The following is an 18,047-nucleotide window of genomic DNA, read 5'->3' on the forward strand; positions in this document are numbered from 1 at the left end:
AAACACAAAATTTAATGTTAAACCGGAAGAGCAATAACATGATTCAAGGTATGATTTCTTACAGATTATACCCTTCGTGTTTTAGAGCTTTTGTGGCAAAAATTATTGCACTATGAGTAAAGAAATGACCATTCATCTTAAATACTGGAAGCAGAACGGCCCGAATGCACAGGGACATTTTGAAGAGTACACGCTCGACAATGTCAATGAGCATATGTCTTTTCTGGAAATGCTTGACGTGCTCAACGAAGAGCTGATGCTGGAAGGCAAAGAGCCGGTTGAATTTGACTACGACTGCCGCGAAGGGATTTGCGGGTCCTGTAATCTGGTAATCGACGGACGTGCACATGGCCCGAAACAACGCGTGGCTGCTTGTCAGTTGCACATGCGTAATTACAGCGACGGTGATCATATCACTATTGAACCACCAAGAGCTGCTTCCTTCCCTGTTATTAAGGATTTAGTAGTAGATCGAAGTGCTTTTGACCGGATCATTGAAGCCGGCGGATATGTATCGGTGAAAACAGGTTCTGCCGCAGAGGCGAATGCCATTCCGGTTGAAAAGGAAAAAGCGGATGCCGCCTTTGACTACGCTACCTGTATTGGTTGCGGAGCTTGTGTAGCGGCTTGTCCAAATGCTTCCGCATCGTTGTTTACCGGAGCCAAAATTGCTCACCTCAACAAACTGCCACAGGGCGAAGTTGAGCGTAAAGATCGCGTAGTGGCTATGGTTGACCAAATGAAAGAAGAAGGCTTTGGCGACTGCTCGAACTTCGCAGAATGTGAAGCCGTTTGTCCGGTAGGCATCTCCATTTCAGCAATCGCCGAAATGCGCCGCGATTATATGAAAGCGGTGATGAGCGGAGATTGATAAGTCTCTTTCCAAAACCGATTATATAATATTGAAGCCGGCTAAAAACGCCGGCTTTTTTTATGTCAGGATATCAATGCATTTACAATCCTATCAAATTCCTCGGGTGTATTGTACACATTAGGTGAAACCCGGATGGAATCGCCCCGGAAGGAAACCAGGATATTTTGCTCCTCGAAGGCAGATTTAATCTGACCAATATCATGTCCTTCCCCTAAACGAATTCCAAACAAGTGAGACGCTCTGTACTCAGGATCTTCAATTTTAAAGCCCGCAGATTTTAGTTTTTCAACAGGCCCGGCAATCAAATCCCGACAATACTGTTGGATGTTCTCCACGCCCCATTCATTCAGTTGCTGAACGGCTTTAAGCATCATCGGCACCAGTATGAAGTTACTGTGTTCGCCCACTTCGTAGCGCAAGGCTCCGGGCTGATATTGATCGTTGTAATTAACCAGGTTTGCAAAGTTTTCGCTCTCGTACCGATTGATCCAGTTTTCTTCAACCGGTTTTCCTTCATCCAGTGCAGGTCCATAATAGGCAAGCCCGATAGAATAGGGCCCCATCAGCCATTTATACCCGGCGCAGACCAGGGCGTCAGGTTGAATTTCGGAGACATCGAAAGGCAGTGCACCTACCGATTGTGTTCCGTCGATGGCCAGCCAGGCACCCACTTCACGGGTTCTATCCCGGATCGCTTTCAAATCAAACAAGGTGCCATCGGCCCAGTGAATATTTCCCATAGCCACCAGTTTGGTCCGGTCGTTGATGGCATTTAAAACTTTTTCATTCCAAACTTTACCCCGGTTCTCCTGTTCTTTAGGAGGAGTGATGGTGATGATTTCACCGCCTTTTTCCTGAACCACCGACCGCCACGGATATACATTGCTCGGAAATTGCTCACCAACTACAATGATGTTGTCTCCTTTGTTTATGGGAACATTCCGGGCAACATTGGCCATCCCGTAAGAAACAGAAGGTATAACCACGATGCGCTTTGAATCCTTTGCATTAATAAGCTTGGCATATTGTTCTCTAAGCTGATCCGTTTCTCCGAAAAACTCTTCAGGTGAAATCTTAAAGGGGTTACGTTTACGCTGTACTCCCCAAATTCCGGCTTCTTCAACAACTTTTAGCTGTGGCGACATGTACGCACAATTAAGGTAAGTAACGGCTTCATCGAGTTGGAAGTGAGATTTTTTACAGTCCATAGGTGGCTATTACAATTAGTTTGATTTAGGTTAGAGAACGTCGAAATTTCAGCTGTCAATTACCAAATTTTTTTGTTGATGAATATCAGACATGCTAAAAAAGAAGATCTTCCGGCAGTTCTCACTATGAACAATAACGCAGTCCCTCATGTAACAAGTGAAGAGATTTCAGACATGGAGTATTACCTGCAAGAGGCAAGTCCCTTTCTGATAATAGAAGAAGAGGACGAGCCGATGGGATTCATGATTGTGCTTCAAAAAGGGCTGGACTATGAAAGCCTGAACTACAAGTTTTTCTGTAAGAATTATGATGATTTCGATTATGTGGATCGGATTGTTATTTCGGAGAAGTTCAGAGGCAGAAAGTTAGGCACAGCTCTATATCGATATCTTGCCGAAAACTCTGAGCAAAAGTATATAACCTGTGAAGTGAATCTTGAACCGCCGAACCCAAACTCGTTGGGATTTCATAAAGCGTTGGGGTTCAATAAAGTAGCCGAGCAGGAAACGGAAGGTGGAAAAAAGAAGGTAGCCTTGATGGTTAAAAGGTGGTAAAAGAGAAAATTTCTTTCTTTCAATTTGGAATGAAAGTTCTGGTTATAGGTTTATGAAGCTGACTATTCAATCATAATAAACCTAAAACACTATGAAATTCATGAAGAGAGTATCCGGAGTTTTTGCACTAATTTTTGCAATGCTCCTTTCAACTAATATAAAGGCACAGGACAGTGACATCGTTGATCTTGCTGTTGCCACCGATGAACTTTCAACCCTTGTTACAGCTGTACAAGCTGCCGGGTTGGTAGAGACGCTTAAGAGTGACGGACCATTCACCGTTTTTGCTCCGACAAATGCAGCATTCGAAGCCCTGCCGGAAGGCGTACTTGATATGCTATTGAAGCCGGAAAACAAAGATAAGTTGACGGCCGTACTTACCTATCATGTAGTACCTGCAGAAGTAATGTCTGGCGACCTGGAAGATGGTATGATGGCCGGTACGGTTCAGGGAAGTGAAGCTAAAATTACCCTTATGAACGGCAAAGCCATGGTTGACGGAGCTACAGTAATTATGGCTGATGTGAATGCCAGCAACGGTGTTGTTCATGTAATTGATCAGGTAATTTTACCGCCAAGCATTAAGGAAGCCCTGGCATCTGCTGAGAAGCAAAAGAAAGATAAGAAAGACAAAGACTGGTAAGTTAAAAACCAGACAGGACCATCCGGGCCGGAGTCGAGAGACGCCGGCCTTTTTTTGTTTGGCAATTAATCAGTTTTCATCGGGAAGTGATTCAAACTCCTGCCGTTTCTTTTCCATCCACTGCTGCATAGCTTCCGGGTCGTTCATCATTTCAGACATCTCTTGCATAGCCTGAAGATGATCAACATCACCTTGCTTAAACATTTCAGTTCCGTGCTGCCGACTTAACTCAGCAATTTCTTCAAAGGTTTCTGCGGTAAATTCCTGATCACAGGCCCCGCCCAGTTGTTTACAGGTCATGGTTTTCATAAATAAATGGGATTATACCTTATTCCTGAAGACTTAAACTTTCACGGGTTTCTCTGAGTCTGTCAACCAACTCTTTGATTTGAGCAGGCGGATGACCGTAATCGAAAGTGACTTTTTTCACAAGGCCGGGACTTTGGATTTCTATCCACTCGGCCCCTCCATCGGCACAATCAGGGCAACCAATTACTTTAGGTAATGCAGTAATGGCCTCCTGATTAACAAGCGACTGAATTTCACTCCACTCCTGAGGAGAGACGGCGCGCTTATTTTCCACTTTCAATTCAGAAAGTCCGCCTTCACCCTTGTTCTCCCTTATTCTCAAAACAGCCTGGGATTCGTTTACTGAAACCTCCTGAAAACAAGGTCCCACACACATGCCAAATGAAGAACCGGATTTGATGGTGTAGTTTGACTCGATGATATCACCCTGGGAGCATCCGGTGATAATCATGAATGCCATAAAAAGTATTGCTGGAATGAAGTTCTTCATAATAGTAGGTTATTCGTCCTGATTATATAGGCTACTTTAAAATTCTCTTTAAAACCAGTGTTTATTCAAAAAACTCAAACCCGTCAATAATATCAAGATAGACGCCATCAAAGCCGGCATCGAGTATTTTTTGAAGGTAGGAATCTTCGTTTCCATAAATGATGGACTTCCACTCGGGATGCCAGTACATCACCTTGAAGTTACCTTCCCAGTTCGGGTTCTCCTGAACCAGCCACTCGGGATTACCGGTACTCCAGCCATCCTGCCAGTAGTAGCGATAGTCCTCAGCTTCCCCGATGCTCATATAACTGATAACCATTCGTTCCCCGCCATTCTTTTTCTGCCGAAGCTGATTAACTTCCGACACTGTCAACATCCGGCCGGCATAAAAAGCATCTATCACAATAACATCATAATTGGTGTTCTGAATGGCAGTTATAAAATCCGACCGGGTTTCAAATTTAGATTTATTCAGCAGATAAAGGAAATTGTGAGCTTCAGATAAATTTGATATCTGCTCGTCGTTAACACCGGGAATAGGATTTGGTTGATCCGGGATTTCGGTTAGGTCACGTTCAGGTGCCGCAAAAGAAAGGTATCCCAATGCATTATTCTGGTTATAGGAATTGTTTACTTTAAATGATGTAGAGCAGTAGTCGGTAACCAGGATGGTTTTGCCGGCTTCCTTACCGATGTTGAGCAGCCTAAGGAGCTGATTGGTCTCGGTAGCCGGTGTAGGCTGATCATCGTTACTATACCCGAAAAAAAGACTTTCCTGGGCCAGGCCATCCACAGCGTTGAGGTAATCAATCGCAACGTTTTCGTTTTTTAGAAGGAGGGGATGTCCGTTCTGGGGGATAACGGCAAAGCCGGGATCCTGATTTTTAGCGTACTCAGAAATTTCCTGAACAAAACTTCGCATCTCTTCCCGATAATCAATACTGTCGTTGTTGAAGACAACACCGCAGGAAAACAAAGTGGAAATAATTAAAAACAGGAATAGAAATTTTGTTCGCATTGGTTTGTATTTTGAAGTAAAACAGAGAAAAAATCTAACAGGCTAAAATTGCAGGATTATTTTCAGAAAGCAGAATTAAATTTAAAAAAAATTTGGGGGTTCGACGGATTTCGTCCCGGTCAGGATGAGGTAGTCCGTTCTGTTTTTGATGGGAAAGATACACTGGTACTTTTCCCAACAGGTGGGGGGAAATCGCTATGCTATCAGGTTCCCGCTACTGTTTTTGAGGGAATGACCCTGGTAATATCACCACTTGTGGCCCTTATGCAAGACCAGGTTCAACAATTAAAAGCGAAAGGAATTTCAGCTACGTTTATTAACAGTACCATCCCGTCTTATGAGGTTGAGCAGCGTTTAGTGAATGCCCGAAATGGAATGTACAAGCTGCTATATTGTGCCCCGGAGCGATTGAAAACCAATCTTTGGGAGGCGGAATTACCCCGTATGAATATCGACCTGGTGGCGATTGATGAAGCACATTGCATTAGTGAGTGGGGGCATGATTTCCGACCCAGCTATCGGGACATAAGAGAATCGCTGGAATCTATTGCTGATCAAACCCGGTGGATTGCCTTAACGGCAACAGCCACACCGGAAGTGCAAAAAGACATAGTAGATTCGCTGGGTTTCGAAGATGCAAACGTCATTTCCCGGGGTTTCTCTCGTCCGAATTTAAAGTGGTGGGTGGTTAAATCCCCCAATAAAAAACAGAAGCTGGAAGAGTCGGTAAAGAAAGGGGCTCAAAAAGGAGATGGACTTATCTATGGCGGAACTCGCAAGAACTGTGAGCTACTTGCGGAGCGGTTTTCACGCTTTGGAATAAAAACGGAAGCCTATCATGCGGGGGTAGAATCAGAAGAACGAAAAGCTATACAGCAGCGATGGATCTCCGGGGAAACACCATTAGTCTCTGCTACCAATGCATTTGGCATGGGCATCGATAAACCCAACTGCCGGTATGTGATTCATGAGGAAATGCCGTATTCGCTGGAGGCTTACTATCAGGAAGCAGGTCGAGCCGGCCGGGATGGGGAAGAAAGCTTTCCCATTTTATTGTACCGGGAATCGGACTACCACAAAGCGGATGAGCGTATTGATCAGGGATATCCGACCCTGGATGAATTAGATCATGTATATCAGGTTTTATGCGACAGCTTTCATTTGGCGGTAGGTTCACAAATGGAAGAGTCTATGTCGTTTGATATCGAGCAGATTAAAAAGAGAGGAAAGGTTAAATACGGAAAAGCGCGGGCAGCTATGCGTTTGCTTGATCAGTTTGATGTGATTGCCATGCAGGAAGAAGTGAAGCCGGCCGTAAGCGTGCAGTTTACCCTCAGCCAAAATGCGATGAAAACCTTCCGGGAAAAGTGTAAGAACGATGAGAAGGCTGAATTCACCGATAAGCTGGAGCGAATGTTTGGGAGTTTGGCTTTCAAAGAAATGATTCAGCTGGATGAGGAGTATGTGCTGGATAAATTGGGGATTCAAAGAAACGCATTGGTTAAAGCATTAAACGTGCTGATGCAAAACGATCAGGTGCTGGTTTTTGAGATGCATAAGCAACGAAGCCTGGTCAAAGTACTGGAAGCCCGCTCCAAAAAATTACCGCTGACGAAGAAAGAAGTAGAGTCGCACCGTAATAACCTGTTCAGGAAGCTCGAGCATATGCATGGTTATATCCTGACCGACCGTTGCCGGGAAGTATATCTTCGAAATTACTTTGGTGATACCGATGCAGAGCCCTGCGGACATTGTGACAATTGTTTGAAAACGGCGGCTTCAGAAGAGGTAAGCCCAACTGATGAAGAGATTAAAGCTGTTTATGATGAACTTGAATCGGAGGAACGGACTGTTTCTCAACTATGCAGTTCAACCGGCCAGTCTAAGCGAAAAGTGCAGCAAGCCCTTCAGTTTTTAATCCGCGAAGACAAAGTGACTACCATTCCCTCAAAGCCGGGATACTATTGTTTGTTATAGGTGGGTAGGTGTTAGGGGCAAGGGGTTAGGTTTTAGTCGCAAGGTTTTAGGTGTTTGGGGTGGGGTTATTTCTTTAGAAGAGTGTGAAGCATTTTCTGGATTTCGGTGTTGTGTTCTAAAGCAGAATCAAGCTTTTGCCCATTCATAATTTGATTTTCTTTCAACAAGAGTAATTGGGTTTCAAGCTCAAAACTGGAGCCAAGTGAGATCCTCAGAAACCGTTTAAAATCTTTTCTGCTTTCTCTGCTGCATGCTTCTGCAATATTGGAGGGAACCGAAATGGATGACCTTATAATCTGATCCCGATAGGTATATCGTTCGGATTTTGGCAGTTCTTTTATAATGGCATGTACAATAGAAGTCATTTCCATGCTTCTCTTCCAAACGATAAGCTTTTTAAAATTTTTCATCAGATATACTCTTTTGGCTTTGTTCACCAGTAAGAGCTCTGAAAACCCAATTCCTTACAAAATTAATGAACTATTACCTCGACAAGAAGCCCTTGCCACCCCACCCCTAACACCTTGCGACTAAAACCTAATACCTAAAAACTATCCCCCGTTGAATCTCGCCTCGCTGCTTTAACCGAATCAATATGCGCCTGAATATACTGCTCTTCGTTTTCCAGCTGACGGATCACTTCCTGAACCCGTATTAATTGCCTTTCCACTTGTTTTTGGTAAAAGGTGTGGGAGGCTAAAAACTGCTCTTCGGTAACGCCAAACTTGTCGTACACCAACGCTTTCAGCGAGTCAGCATTAACGCTGTCGGGTTGGGCATCGCGATAGGTAGAGATATGCTGCATCTCAATCAAAAGGTCGATGTAATTCTGTTCGCTGATCAGGTTTTCAGGCTCCGGAGCTTTATCCGGGCCCATGCAACCATAACCGACTATAACTGCCAAAAGAAGAAGAACAGCCTGCGTGAGTAACCTTTTCATGTGTCGCTTCCTAATTGGTAGGATCTTTGGGGTTAAGCGGACGCATTGTGATCTCATTGATCAGGAAATTGTCGTCCGTTTCAAGAAGGAATTTTACTGTGCTTGATATGTCGGTTGTTTTCATCATATTCGGATGATTGTCGATGCCGTCAATTTTTTCGAAAAGCTCGGTATCGATAGAGCCCGGAAATACGCAGGTGACCTTGATGCCATCATAGCGAAGTTCCTTAAACAATGCTTCACTGAATCCACGTACGCCGAACTTACTGGCGTTATATCCTGAGATGGTTGGGTTTCCTAAAAGACCAGCAATGGAAGAAATGTTAATGATGTGGCAGGTATTCTCATTGTTTTTCATCAGGGGCACGATGAGTCGGGTGAGGTAAAAAATTCCATTGAGGTTCACATTGATCATGGTATGCCACTCGCTCATGGAAAGGTCATCCACATTCGCTGAGTACATCACACCGGCATTATTAATCAGAATATCAGGGATGTGATTCAAATCAAAGGTATCATCCACCCATTCTTCCAGAGCTTCCGCATTGGTGATGTCCATTTTCACGGGATGAAATTTATCGCCCAGTGATTTTTGAAGGTTCTTCATCTTATCGAGGCTGCGCGCAAGTCCATACACTTCAGCTCCGTTTTCGACAAGCATTTTACTGAATTCAGCTCCAATGCCGCTGCTGGCTCCGGTAACGATGGCGATTTTTGAATCAAGGTTCATTGTAAAAATGGTATTTTGTTTACATTCAATAGTTTAAAAGTACTACAAAAAGATGAGCAAAATCGATTCCAATTCATCAAAAAAAGCCCTCTACCTCGATGCCGGAAATTCTTCCATCAAAGGAGCCTATAAAAAAGGGGTGAACTGGGAAGCTATTCACACCCAAAAAAACTATACGGCTTCCGAGTTGGTACAGTGGATTGATGATCATCCTGAGTCGTTTTCACATATCGTTTTATCGAGTGTGCGGGATGATGTTCGGAAGGCGATCCGCTCAGAACTAAGTCATGTAAATCTTCTTGAACTTACTACAAGCGATATCCCGCGGGAGTTGCTTGACTATGAGACGGTTGAGACGCTGGGAATCGACCGGTTTTTGGCTTGCTATGGAGCCACCGATCAGGTTAGCGATGCGGTTGTGGTGATTGATGCCGGAACCGCACTCACTATCGATTATATGGATCAGGACGATGTGTATCATGGGGGGTTGATAGCCCCGGGATTGTCAGCCTTTGGGGGAATTCTGCCTCAAAAAGCCCCCGCCTTGCCAAATGTAGAAATGGATATCCCCGAAATCTGGCCCGGTAAAAGCACCATCGACTCACTTAAATGGGGGCAGGCCGGATTCTATAAAATGGCCATCCAGGGAGTATTAAAAAAATATGAAGACACTTTCGGGCATTATGAATTATTTGTAACCGGAGGAGATGCCTCTTTGGTTGAGTTGTTAACCGATCGTGAGTGCAAAGTTCGGCCTTTCCTGGTATTTGATGGTATGAAAAAGATGGAAAGTAGTGGGAAGAGAAAAAAAGGAGAAGGATAAGGCATTTAAGTTTTGTGCCGACTTGCAGGGTAATCCATTTTCATATAAAGGCCGCCCTTTCTCAGTTCATCGAGCATCTGATTAAGACGTTTCAACCTTGTTTTTTCCTGTTTTGCACGGCTAATCCACCCAATATAATCGTTCTGTTGGTATGCCGGTCTTTCGTAGTATAATTCCAGCAACTGATGCTCTTTAAGGGCATCTTCTACAAAATCAGGCATGGGATAAATATCCCGGCTGAGTCCGGATTTCTCTTTCCTTTTCATAGCATGAGCTCCGCTTTATGGTATGGTAGCCAATTAATAAAAAGGTGGTCAAAAAAGCGAATGTAGATAACTAACTTGGCTCTCTCATTTTGCCGCGAATAAGGGCAGAAACCATTTCCAGAGCCACTTTATTCTTTCCGCCCCGGGGGATGATGATATCTGCATACCGCTTGCTGGGTTCTACGAACTCAAGATGCATTGGGCGAACGAACTTTTCGTATTGGGTAAGTACTCCATCTACCGAGCGACCCCGTTCCTGAATATCCCGTTTTAGTCGTCGCAGCAAGCGGACGTCATCATCTGTATCCACAAAGATTTTAACGTCCATCAGGTTTAACAGGTCAGGTTCTGAGAAAATGAGAATTCCGTCAATGAGGATTACTTTTGAAGGAGTAGCCGTGATGGTTTCATCCTTGCGGGTGTGCTTTTCAAAATCATAAACCGGAACTTCCACCGGGTAACCTTCCATTAAGGCTTTGATGTGGCGGATCATAAGTTCGGTTTCGAGGGAGGCCGGGTGATCAAAATTTTGTTTTATGCGTTCCTCAAAAGGTAGGTGATCCAGCTCCCGGTAGTAGGAGTCGTGCTCAAGCCGCAAGATATTATCCTTGGCAAATTCCTTGCAGATATAATTGATAACCGTTGTTTTTCCAGAACCGCTTCCCCCGGCTACGCCAATAACTAAAGGCTTGGATGACATGCTTACTTTTGATTTGAAGATGAAGGAGTGGTGTTATACGCCTGCTTTTGATCGTATTCCACTTTGTAATCCCGGATGGCCCTAAACATTGCTGAAGCCATGATGCTTTGGCCATAGTCGCTGGTGAGGAATCGCTGTTCGGCCGGATTGGTGATAAAACCTAATTCCACCAAAACAGCCGGCATGGAGGCCTCAAAAAGCACCTGGAAACCTGCTTGTTTTACCCCACGTGATTTCCGCTGGGCCCGGTTTTTGAACTGATCCTCAATCATATAGGCAATTTTTTCACTGGTAGCGATGTATCCGCTATGGGCCAGCTCATACACCAATAAATCCTCTTCAGTGAGTTCTTTATTGGTTTCGTTTTTGAATACGCTGTTCTCCCGCTTCATTACTTCGAAGGAAGCATCACTTGCATGAAGCCCGAGAAAATAAACTTCGGCGCCCCGCACATACTGATTACGGTATGAATTACAGTGAATGGATACATATAAATCAGCCTCGGCAAGATTGGCAAAATGCCCAAGTTCAGCCAGGCCGAGATAGGAGTCATCGGTTCGGGTGTAAACCACTTCTACATTGGGGAGATGCTCATTGATATAAGCCCCTAACTTTTTGGCAACCGCGAGAGTGATTTCTTTTTCCTTCACTCCTTTATACCCGATAGAACCGGGGTCCCAGCCACCGTGTCCGGGATCAATAACGATCTTATCAAACCGAAGTTTATCTTTTACATCGTAATAGAAATCGTTTTTTGGAGCTGTATCAGGTGGGGCGACTTCCAGGGCGCTTTCATCCACAATCTCTTCGTACCAGTTCCGGGCTAAAAACTGTTGGGAATACCGCTCCACTTCCCGCTGATCAGCAACTTCCAGGTTCACCAATATATCAGAACCGTTCTGATCCAGGTAGGCATTTGATTTGTAATAAGCTCCGTTTCCAAGGTAAATATCTACCCCGTAGCCATATTTGAGTTTGTATAGACGAACTTCCTTCAGCTTTTCGCTTTCCTCAGGTAGCTCTAAACCTGTAGTGTCGATCTCCTCATCATATAAAATCATTTGAATGAGATCGGGGGCAGGTTGCAGAATATCAAACGAATCGACCGGTGCGGTAAGGTGGTACCGGACTACATAGCCCATTCCATCGCTGCGAGCGGTATTTGAAACCCGGTAAAGCTGGGTTTGGGCAAAAACGCTGGCGAAAGAAAAAAGAAATATGAACAACAATGGTAGCGCTCTATAAATATGAGGTATGCGCATATTGAGCCCGGAGTTATGATTTCGGTAAGTCATTTGCCTTGTAGATGATGATTGTAATGTAAGATATTCTCCAAACCATTGAAAGAGTTCCAAAAAAAGGATAAAGTGTGAAAATTCAGTTTTAATGATACCTTCCGCACACACAATAGATATATTGTTTTCAATTAATAACGGCTTAGGAACAGGCTGCACCAAGAAATCCATTTAACCTTTATGAAATCCGACTATTCCCGGGATACAATCTTAGAACAGCTTCGCAATGAGTGGCTTTCTGAAATGAAAGCTAAGCTGGAGAGCGGGCTGGAAGCAGAAGTTCAGCAGCTGCAAGATTTACTCAAACAAACTCAGTCGGGCATTGAAGATGGTGATATTGAAAAGGCATTGCGGAAATTTACCGAAAAGGTTCAGGCTGACATTGAAGAGGAAGAAACTGAGGACAAGCCTGATAATAAGATTGAATGGCTTGAAAACCTGAAGCCGGTGCTTTCTCAAATTCAGGAAGAGGTAGTGTTACCTCAGCAGGAAAGCCGGTTTAAGTCCCAAGCTGATGATTCCGGGATGACAAAGATCGGAAAGCTTTTTAAGCGCTCGGCAAGGGGAATGCAGCTCGGTGTGAACACTACGGCCAATGGAGTTCGTAAATTATTTGGTGGTTCTGAAAAGAAACCACCGGTATGGAAACAAACAATTCCCCTGCAATTTGTGGTCAGGATTCATCTTCTCCGCTTGGACAAATGGGCGCGAGAATGGAGCAATGAAGTTCAAAAGCTGAAAGCCGAAGTTTTGATGGAAGCAGACGCCTGGACGCTGCATTCCGGAGGGTTAATCACCTATGAAAAGAAAGAAGGTGCTGGAGAAGAGTCAGCACCCGGGGAACCGGCCGAAATCACTCCTACTCAAAAAGATCTGGAGGTATTTTTTCAAGAAGCCCTGCAGAAACTGGATCAACTGAAATCGGTTCACACCCAAAAACTGCAAGAGCACCTGCAAAGCGTTGGTGATGAAATCGAATACGCGGTTTCTTTGACAGGTACCTTTGAGCGACCGGTAAGTGAATACACCAAAACAAAGATCGTTCACCGCCAAAACAGCATACAGACCCGACGACAGAATGACGACAAAGTTTGGGGCGAGCTGCTGAGTGTGTTGGTGCAGCGGGTGTTCTTGTCCATGAAGTTTATGCAACTCCATGAAATGGTGGAGGAAAGGACAGGAGGTTTTAGTGAGGCGATCACGGAGTTCTTTGAGGGCCATATTGAATCGCCCGGCAAGCAATTGATGGAACAGCTTGAGGAAGCTATTTCCATTTTTGATGAATCAGAAGACCGGACGATAAAACAGGTGAGACAGCTAAGCAGTGAGCATCTGGAAAAAATGATCGGATTTATAGATCAGCAGATTTTGGAGCCCCTGGGTGAGTTTACCGAAGATGCCGTATTAGGCACAAAGTTTGAACGGTTTACATCAGCCATTCCGGAGTGGACAAACGAGCAGCCTGAAAAAGCAACGCTCATCGAGAAGCTGGATTTGACGCATCTACCTCCGGGTTATGAATTTGAGAAAGTTGATTGGCAGGTGCTGGTTCAGCGTGTGATAAGTAATCATCTTGTTAAAGAATTCATGCCCAAGGAGATCAAGGCTGAACAGTTTTTAATGAAGGTGATGCAAAGCCTGCAGGAAATCTCACAGATTATATATACCAATCTGGAGATTGCGGATGAGGTCAAAAAGTCGGATGAAGAAGAACCCATTCAGGTTGCCCGTGAAGGATTAGAGCGAGCCAAAACCAAGCTCGAAGAACTGCAGGAGGATGTACGGGAACAAAGAGAATCGCTGGAAGGCAAGCTTCAGGAAAAACAACACGCAGCGTTTGTGAAACTGGCCATGCTGCTGGAGAAGCAGGATGTGAGTGAAGTCCGACTGGCCGGCGCAGAATATAAAGCCAAGCAGGCCGCTGTGGACTGGAAGACGAAGCTACAGGTTTGGTGGGCGCGAGTTTCGGAAAAAGGGGAGCTGTTCGGCCGGTTTGTTTGGAAAAAAATTAAACAGTACTCGGAAGCAGTCCGAAAGTTTCTGGGCTTTGCTGAAAAGGAAAAACTGGAAGGCGATAAAACCGATCTGGCTACTTTCTTGTCAGAGACGGATGAGCAGATCGCCGGACTTCCATTTATCTATCGCAGGCTTTTTGATTTCAATAAAGAAATAGACGAGCGGTTTTATATTCGCAAGCCCGAACAATTTGACCGGTTTAAAAAAGGGTATGAGCTGTGGCAGAATAATTTCCCTTCAACCTTTGCCATTGTGGGGGAGAAAGGAAGTGGAAAAAGTTTGTTCATCTCTTTGCTGATGGAAGAAGTGCTCACCAAACACGATGTGATTGAAATCAATTTTGAGGACACGATTTGGACAGCTGATGAAATCACAGAACAGGTAAGTGATGCTCTGAAGCTGGATGAGACGCAGAGCATAGAGGATCTCATTGCCGCCATTAAAAGAAAGAAAAAGCGGATTGTGATCATCCTTGAGAATATCCAAAATTGCTACGTCAGAAATATTTCTGGTTTTGAAGCAATGGAGCAATTGCTGCTTCTGATTTCCGAAACGAACAAGGAAATCATGTGGATAGCCAGCACCACCCGGTATGGCTGGTTGTTTTTGGATAAGGTGCTGAATATTGCTGACTATTTTACCCACGCGGTAGAAACGGATAACCTGAATGCCCAGCAGATTGAGGAGCTGATCCTGAAAAGGCATCGGGCGAGTGGATATCAGCTTAAATTTTTGCCGGATGATGCCACAAAGAAAAGCCGTAATTTCCGCAAGCTGATGGATGACGAAGAAAAAACCCAGGAGTATTTACAAGACCGGTACTTTGAAAAACTGGCAAAATTGAGTGAAGGCAATTCTTCCATTGCTATGATATTCTGGATTCGGTCGATACGGGAATATGACGACAGCCATTTCTACATCGACCCTTTTGACTTTACGGCCATTAACCGAATTGATGAACTCGACAGTACCGAGTTATTTGCCCTGGCCGCTTTTGTGCTGCATGACTCACTGATGCCTGAACACCTTGCAAAAGTGCTCAATCAGCCATTGAGAGACAGCAAACTGCTGGTTTCCCGGTTAACATCCCGCTCTATTTTGTTCAAGACTGAGCATGGATATATGCTGAATCACCTGATTTACAGGCAGGTAGTTCGGGTTTTGAAAGAAGCTAATTTCATACATTAAACTATGGCACTGCATAAATACATTTGGACGCTTTTGGTTCTGTTGCTGTTGAATGGCGGCTTAGTGAGTTCGTTGTCAGCCCAAAATACAGTTCAGCAAAATACTGCCTCAGCCCGGGCTCAGGATACTACGCTTACCCAAAGAATAGATTCTCTGATAAATGAGCGATTGTCAAGGCTCGATTCCTTAACCATGAGGTTAGAACAGCAGGCCGGACTTTCAGAAGATACCACCCAGGTTTCCGGAGATGCGGAGCAGGCGCTGGCTCAGCTTGAACAGGTGATATCGTGGCCGAAGGTCCTCACAATAATCCTGTTTTTTATTGCTACTTATTATGTGACATCGTTCATCAGTACTATTCTGGGGAATTTTTCCGAACGTATTTCAAAATACAGGCTCCGTATAAAACGGATGGTCCCCATTGTCCGCGTGGTGTTATGGACCCTTGCTATTTATGTAGCAATCGCGGGTATCATTCAGCCGCCTTATGCAACCATAATCACGGTGATGGCTTCGGTGGGTATTGCGGTTGGGCTTGCTTCGCAGGACGTGCTCAAGAATTTATTTGGCGGGGTGATGCTGATTCTGGACCGGCCGTTTCAGGTGGGCGACAAAATCCAGTTTGCAGACCATTATGGGGAAGTACAGCAAATCGGGCTGCGATCAAGCCGCATAGTCACTCCCGGTGATTCTGTGGTTACCATTCCCAATGGGGAACTGATTCGAACCGCCGTATCAAATGCCAACACCGGCGCCCTCGATTGTTTGGTGGTTACAAATATTTATCTGCCGGCTGAGTGCCCTGTCGAGGAAGTGAAAGAAGTGGCATATAAGGCCGTAATCGCTTCCCGCTTTGTTTTCTTGAAAAAGCCCATCAGCATTATGACGGAAAATGAAATGCACGAACGCCGGTTTGTGCTGAAGCTTAAGGTGAAAGCGTATGTACTGGATATTCGGTATGAATTCCCTTTCCAAAGTGATGTGACCGAACTCATTCTCACCGAATTGAAGAAAAGAGGGATTATCCGGGATGAGACACTGCACCAGGAGTTGGTTGGGGATTGAACCCCGTCATCGCGGGCCCGGACCCGCGATCTCCTTTTTTGACATCCCAAGTAAGTTAGGGAGATCCCGTATCTCCGCTCCGTTTCGTACGGGATGACGGGGGTATGTTGAGTGGGGTAGATTACAACACCAAGAAATGGATCACATTCAACATTAAAAACCGTCATCGCGGGCCCGGAACAGCGATCTCCTTTTTTGACATCCCAAGTAAGTTAGGGAGATCCCGTATCTCCGCTCCGTTTCGTACGGGTTGACGGATAGGATTAAGAAGGGTAGCAATTGCACTAGCAAGGAGCGAATAAATTCCTGCACAAAAATAAATTGTAAGGATTACTTCTGAACCTGCTCATACTAGCTAAAAAAAGTATGGCAAAATCGGGTTACATATATATTCTTTCGAATAAACACCGAACCGTATTTTACACAGGGGTAACTTCAGATCTTTTACAGCGTGTGTACCAACACCGGAATGGTGAAGGCTCATCTTTCACCAGGAAATACAATATTTATGAACTTTTGTTTTATGATGAATTTCCTACAATGTATGAAGCAATATCTGCAGAAAAGAGAGTAAAGAAATGGAAAAGAGCCTGGAAAATTGATCTAATCAAAACAATAAATCCTGAAATGAAAGATCTTTGGTCTGAGATTTATTGTTAACTAACTCATTCGTCATCGCGGGACCAGACCAGCAACCTCTGTGGCAGGTATCCCAAGTGAGAAAAAGAGATTCCGTATCTCCGCTACGCTTCGTACGGAATGACGAGCAGTGGTAGGATTTGTGTAAGTATGGAAATTCTGATATAGGTGCGCTTTTATTCTAAAACACCGTCATCGGGGGGCGGACCCGCGATCTCCGTTATGGGTATCCCAAGTTGTTCTGGAGATCCCGTATCTCCGCTACGCTTCGTGCGGGATGACGGGTTAATTCATGGGTTCAAGCTTTGCAACGCTTTGATCCGGGCTGTAGATGATCCGGATATCCGTATCATTATCTTCATCAAACACTTTAATGGAGATTTCCTGACTGAATTCAATCTCATCGATTTCGTGGGGTTTGATCATGAGTGGTTCCAGGAATTCGGAATCCAGCCCACGCATGGTCTTGAGTTCTTCATTCAGAAAATCCATGTACTCCAACTTCAAATTTCCTTCACGAATATAGGTTACTATCAGCGAGTAGGCGACCTGCCCCGCATAGGAGAAGCGTTGCTGTAATTGCGAATTAAGCTTACGGACATCTTGTTGTCGAGTATAGAAGTAGAACTTCAATGCTTTTTCGAACAAAATTTTGTCTCGATCATTCAATATCTTTGTAATGGATTTCATGCACTGAAGTTAAAACCATTAATCGACAAAAGTCAGGAGCATTATGTCTGCAACACCATCAACCATGCTGGAAATAGGAACTGAGGCACCGGATTTCACGCTACCAAGCGTGAACGGCGGGAAACTCTCGTTAAGCTATGCCGATCAAAGCAAAGGGTTTGTGGTAATGTTCATTTGTAATCATTGTCCGTATGTACTTCATATTGAAGATGAATTGGTGAATGTAGCTAACGAATATATAGCCCGCGGAATAGGTTTTATTGCCATAAGCTCGAATGATGTAGAGAAATACCCGCAAGACAGTCCGGAGAAAATGGCTCAGAAAGATTATCCTTTCCCGTATTTGTATGATGAAAGTCAGGAAGTGGCCAAAGCATATAAAGCGGCCTGTACACCCGATTTCTTTGTATTTGACGAAAACCGTAAGCTGGTTTACAGGGGGCAATTTGATGACAGTCGACCATCTAAAGACACTCCTGTTACGGGTGAAGATCTTCGAAATGCCTTAGATGCCTTGTTATCCGGCGAGCAAATCCCCGAAGACCAACAAGTACCAAGTATGGGATGCAACATTAAATGGAAACCCGGCAACGCCCCGGATTATTTTGGATGATAAATAAG

At 44.5% G+C, this 18,047-nt stretch carries 20 protein-coding genes; 9 read left to right on the top strand and 11 right to left on the bottom strand.

All coding sequences use genetic code 11. From position 1 onward, the window contains the following. Positions 1-112: 112 nt before the first annotated feature. Positions 113-871, top strand: coding sequence for a succinate dehydrogenase/fumarate reductase iron-sulfur subunit (locus JJ941_RS00810; RefSeq protein ID WP_290961040.1), 759 nt, complete (start codon positions 113-115; stop codon positions 869-871). 65 nt (positions 872-936) lie between these two features. On the opposite strand, the gene JJ941_RS00815 is transcribed toward JJ941_RS00810, so the two are convergent. After that, a complete protein-coding gene (locus tag JJ941_RS00815; RefSeq protein WP_290961042.1) occupies positions 937-2,082 on the bottom strand; it encodes an aminotransferase class V-fold PLP-dependent enzyme in 1,146 nt (381 codons plus the stop codon). A gap of 78 nt (positions 2,083-2,160) precedes the next feature. Between JJ941_RS00815 and JJ941_RS00820 the strand changes: the two genes are divergently transcribed. Both JJ941_RS00820 and JJ941_RS00825 read left to right on the top strand, forming a co-directional pair. After that, positions 2,161-2,637 (top strand): GNAT family N-acetyltransferase, encoded by a 477-nt coding sequence (locus JJ941_RS00820; RefSeq protein WP_290961044.1) that lies wholly within the window; start codon positions 2,161-2,163, stop codon positions 2,635-2,637. Positions 2,638-2,728: 91 nt separating this feature from the next. Then, a complete protein-coding gene (locus JJ941_RS00825; protein WP_290961047.1) occupies positions 2,729-3,280 on the top strand; it encodes a fasciclin domain-containing protein in 552 nt (183 codons plus the stop codon). Positions 3,281-3,349: 69 nt separating this feature from the next. Here the strand turns inward: JJ941_RS00825 and JJ941_RS00830 are convergent, their stop codons facing one another. From JJ941_RS00830 to JJ941_RS00840, 3 genes are all read right to left on the bottom strand, one after another. Then, positions 3,350-3,589, bottom strand: coding sequence for a DUF1059 domain-containing protein (locus JJ941_RS00830; protein ID WP_366069214.1), 240 nt, complete (start codon positions 3,587-3,589; stop codon positions 3,350-3,352). 19 nt (positions 3,590-3,608) lie between these two features. Then, a complete protein-coding gene (locus tag JJ941_RS00835) occupies positions 3,609-4,049 on the bottom strand; it encodes a hypothetical protein (RefSeq protein WP_290961054.1) in 441 nt (146 codons plus the stop codon). A 91-nt stretch (positions 4,050-4,140) separates the two neighbouring features. Next, positions 4,141-5,097: an endo alpha-1,4 polygalactosaminidase gene (locus tag JJ941_RS00840; RefSeq protein ID WP_290961056.1), complete on the bottom strand. Its 957-nt coding sequence runs from the start codon at positions 5,095-5,097 to the stop codon at positions 4,141-4,143. 48 nt (positions 5,098-5,145) lie between these two features. Here JJ941_RS00840 and JJ941_RS00845 point away from each other — a divergent pair, with 48 nt between their 5' ends. Continuing rightward, positions 5,146-7,074 carry an ATP-dependent DNA helicase RecQ gene (locus JJ941_RS00845; RefSeq protein WP_290961059.1) on the top strand — a complete coding sequence of 643 codons (1,929 nt, stop codon included), beginning with the start codon at positions 5,146-5,148 and terminating at the stop codon, positions 7,072-7,074. 65 nt (positions 7,075-7,139) lie between these two features. On the opposite strand, the gene JJ941_RS00850 is transcribed toward JJ941_RS00845, so the two are convergent. The 3 genes from JJ941_RS00850 to JJ941_RS00860 all read right to left on the bottom strand — a co-directional run bounded on the left by JJ941_RS00850 (position 7,140) and on the right by JJ941_RS00860 (position 8,744). Beyond that, positions 7,140-7,484 carry a four helix bundle protein gene (locus JJ941_RS00850; protein WP_290961062.1) on the bottom strand — a complete coding sequence of 115 codons (345 nt, stop codon included), beginning with the start codon at positions 7,482-7,484 and terminating at the stop codon, positions 7,140-7,142. Positions 7,485-7,618: 134 nt separating this feature from the next. Then, on the bottom strand, positions 7,619-8,014 hold the full coding sequence (locus tag JJ941_RS00855; RefSeq protein ID WP_290961065.1) for a DUF4296 domain-containing protein: 396 nt from the start codon (positions 8,012-8,014) through the stop codon (positions 7,619-7,621). A 10-nt stretch (positions 8,015-8,024) separates the two neighbouring features. Next, the gene (locus JJ941_RS00860) at positions 8,025-8,744 is read right to left on the bottom strand and encodes an SDR family oxidoreductase (protein ID WP_290961069.1); all 720 of its coding nucleotides are present in this window, start codon (positions 8,742-8,744) and stop codon (positions 8,025-8,027) included. 52 nt (positions 8,745-8,796) lie between these two features. On the opposite strand from JJ941_RS00860, the gene JJ941_RS00865 reads away from it, so the two are divergent. Further along, complete coding sequence (locus JJ941_RS00865) at positions 8,797-9,567, top strand: type III pantothenate kinase (protein WP_290961072.1); 771 nt, start codon at positions 8,797-8,799, stop codon at positions 9,565-9,567. A 5-nt stretch (positions 9,568-9,572) separates the two neighbouring features. On the opposite strand, the gene JJ941_RS00870 is transcribed toward JJ941_RS00865, so the two are convergent. From JJ941_RS00870 to JJ941_RS00880, 3 genes are all read right to left on the bottom strand, one after another. Then, positions 9,573-9,833 (bottom strand): YdeI/OmpD-associated family protein, encoded by a 261-nt coding sequence (locus JJ941_RS00870; protein WP_290961074.1) that lies wholly within the window; start codon positions 9,831-9,833, stop codon positions 9,573-9,575. A 70-nt stretch (positions 9,834-9,903) separates the two neighbouring features. Then, the gene (gene udk, locus JJ941_RS00875; RefSeq protein ID WP_290961077.1) at positions 9,904-10,533 is read right to left on the bottom strand and encodes a uridine kinase; all 630 of its coding nucleotides are present in this window, start codon (positions 10,531-10,533) and stop codon (positions 9,904-9,906) included. Positions 10,534-10,535: 2 nt separating this feature from the next. Then, positions 10,536-11,762, bottom strand: coding sequence for an N-acetylmuramoyl-L-alanine amidase (locus JJ941_RS00880; RefSeq protein WP_290961080.1), 1,227 nt, complete (start codon positions 11,760-11,762; stop codon positions 10,536-10,538). Positions 11,763-12,008: 246 nt separating this feature from the next. Here JJ941_RS00880 and JJ941_RS00885 point away from each other — a divergent pair, with 246 nt between their 5' ends. The 3 genes from JJ941_RS00885 (at position 12,009) to JJ941_RS15270 (ending at position 16,757) form a co-directional block, all read left to right on the top strand. Beyond that, complete coding sequence (locus JJ941_RS00885; protein ID WP_290961084.1) at positions 12,009-15,032, top strand: AAA family ATPase; 3,024 nt, start codon at positions 12,009-12,011, stop codon at positions 15,030-15,032. A gap of 3 nt (positions 15,033-15,035) precedes the next feature. After that, a complete protein-coding gene (locus tag JJ941_RS00890; protein ID WP_290961087.1) occupies positions 15,036-16,097 on the top strand; it encodes a mechanosensitive ion channel domain-containing protein in 1,062 nt (353 codons plus the stop codon). Between the two features lie 366 nt (positions 16,098-16,463). Continuing rightward, entirely contained in the window at positions 16,464-16,757 is a 294-nt protein-coding gene (locus JJ941_RS15270; RefSeq protein WP_290968058.1) for a GIY-YIG nuclease family protein, read from the top strand. 264 nt (positions 16,758-17,021) lie between these two features. Here the strand turns inward: JJ941_RS15270 and JJ941_RS00895 are convergent, their stop codons facing one another. Continuing rightward, positions 17,022-17,426: a hypothetical protein gene (locus tag JJ941_RS00895; RefSeq protein ID WP_290961090.1), complete on the bottom strand. Its 405-nt coding sequence runs from the start codon at positions 17,424-17,426 to the stop codon at positions 17,022-17,024. Positions 17,427-17,469: 43 nt separating this feature from the next. Here JJ941_RS00895 and JJ941_RS00900 point away from each other — a divergent pair, with 43 nt between their 5' ends. After that, a complete protein-coding gene (locus JJ941_RS00900; protein ID WP_290961093.1) occupies positions 17,470-18,039 on the top strand; it encodes a thioredoxin family protein in 570 nt (189 codons plus the stop codon). Positions 18,040-18,047: the final 8 nt, after the last annotated feature.

Origin of the sequence: Gracilimonas sp., from assembly GCF_017641085.1 — a bacterium.
GTDB lineage: Bacteria > Bacteroidota > Rhodothermia > Balneolales > Balneolaceae > Gracilimonas.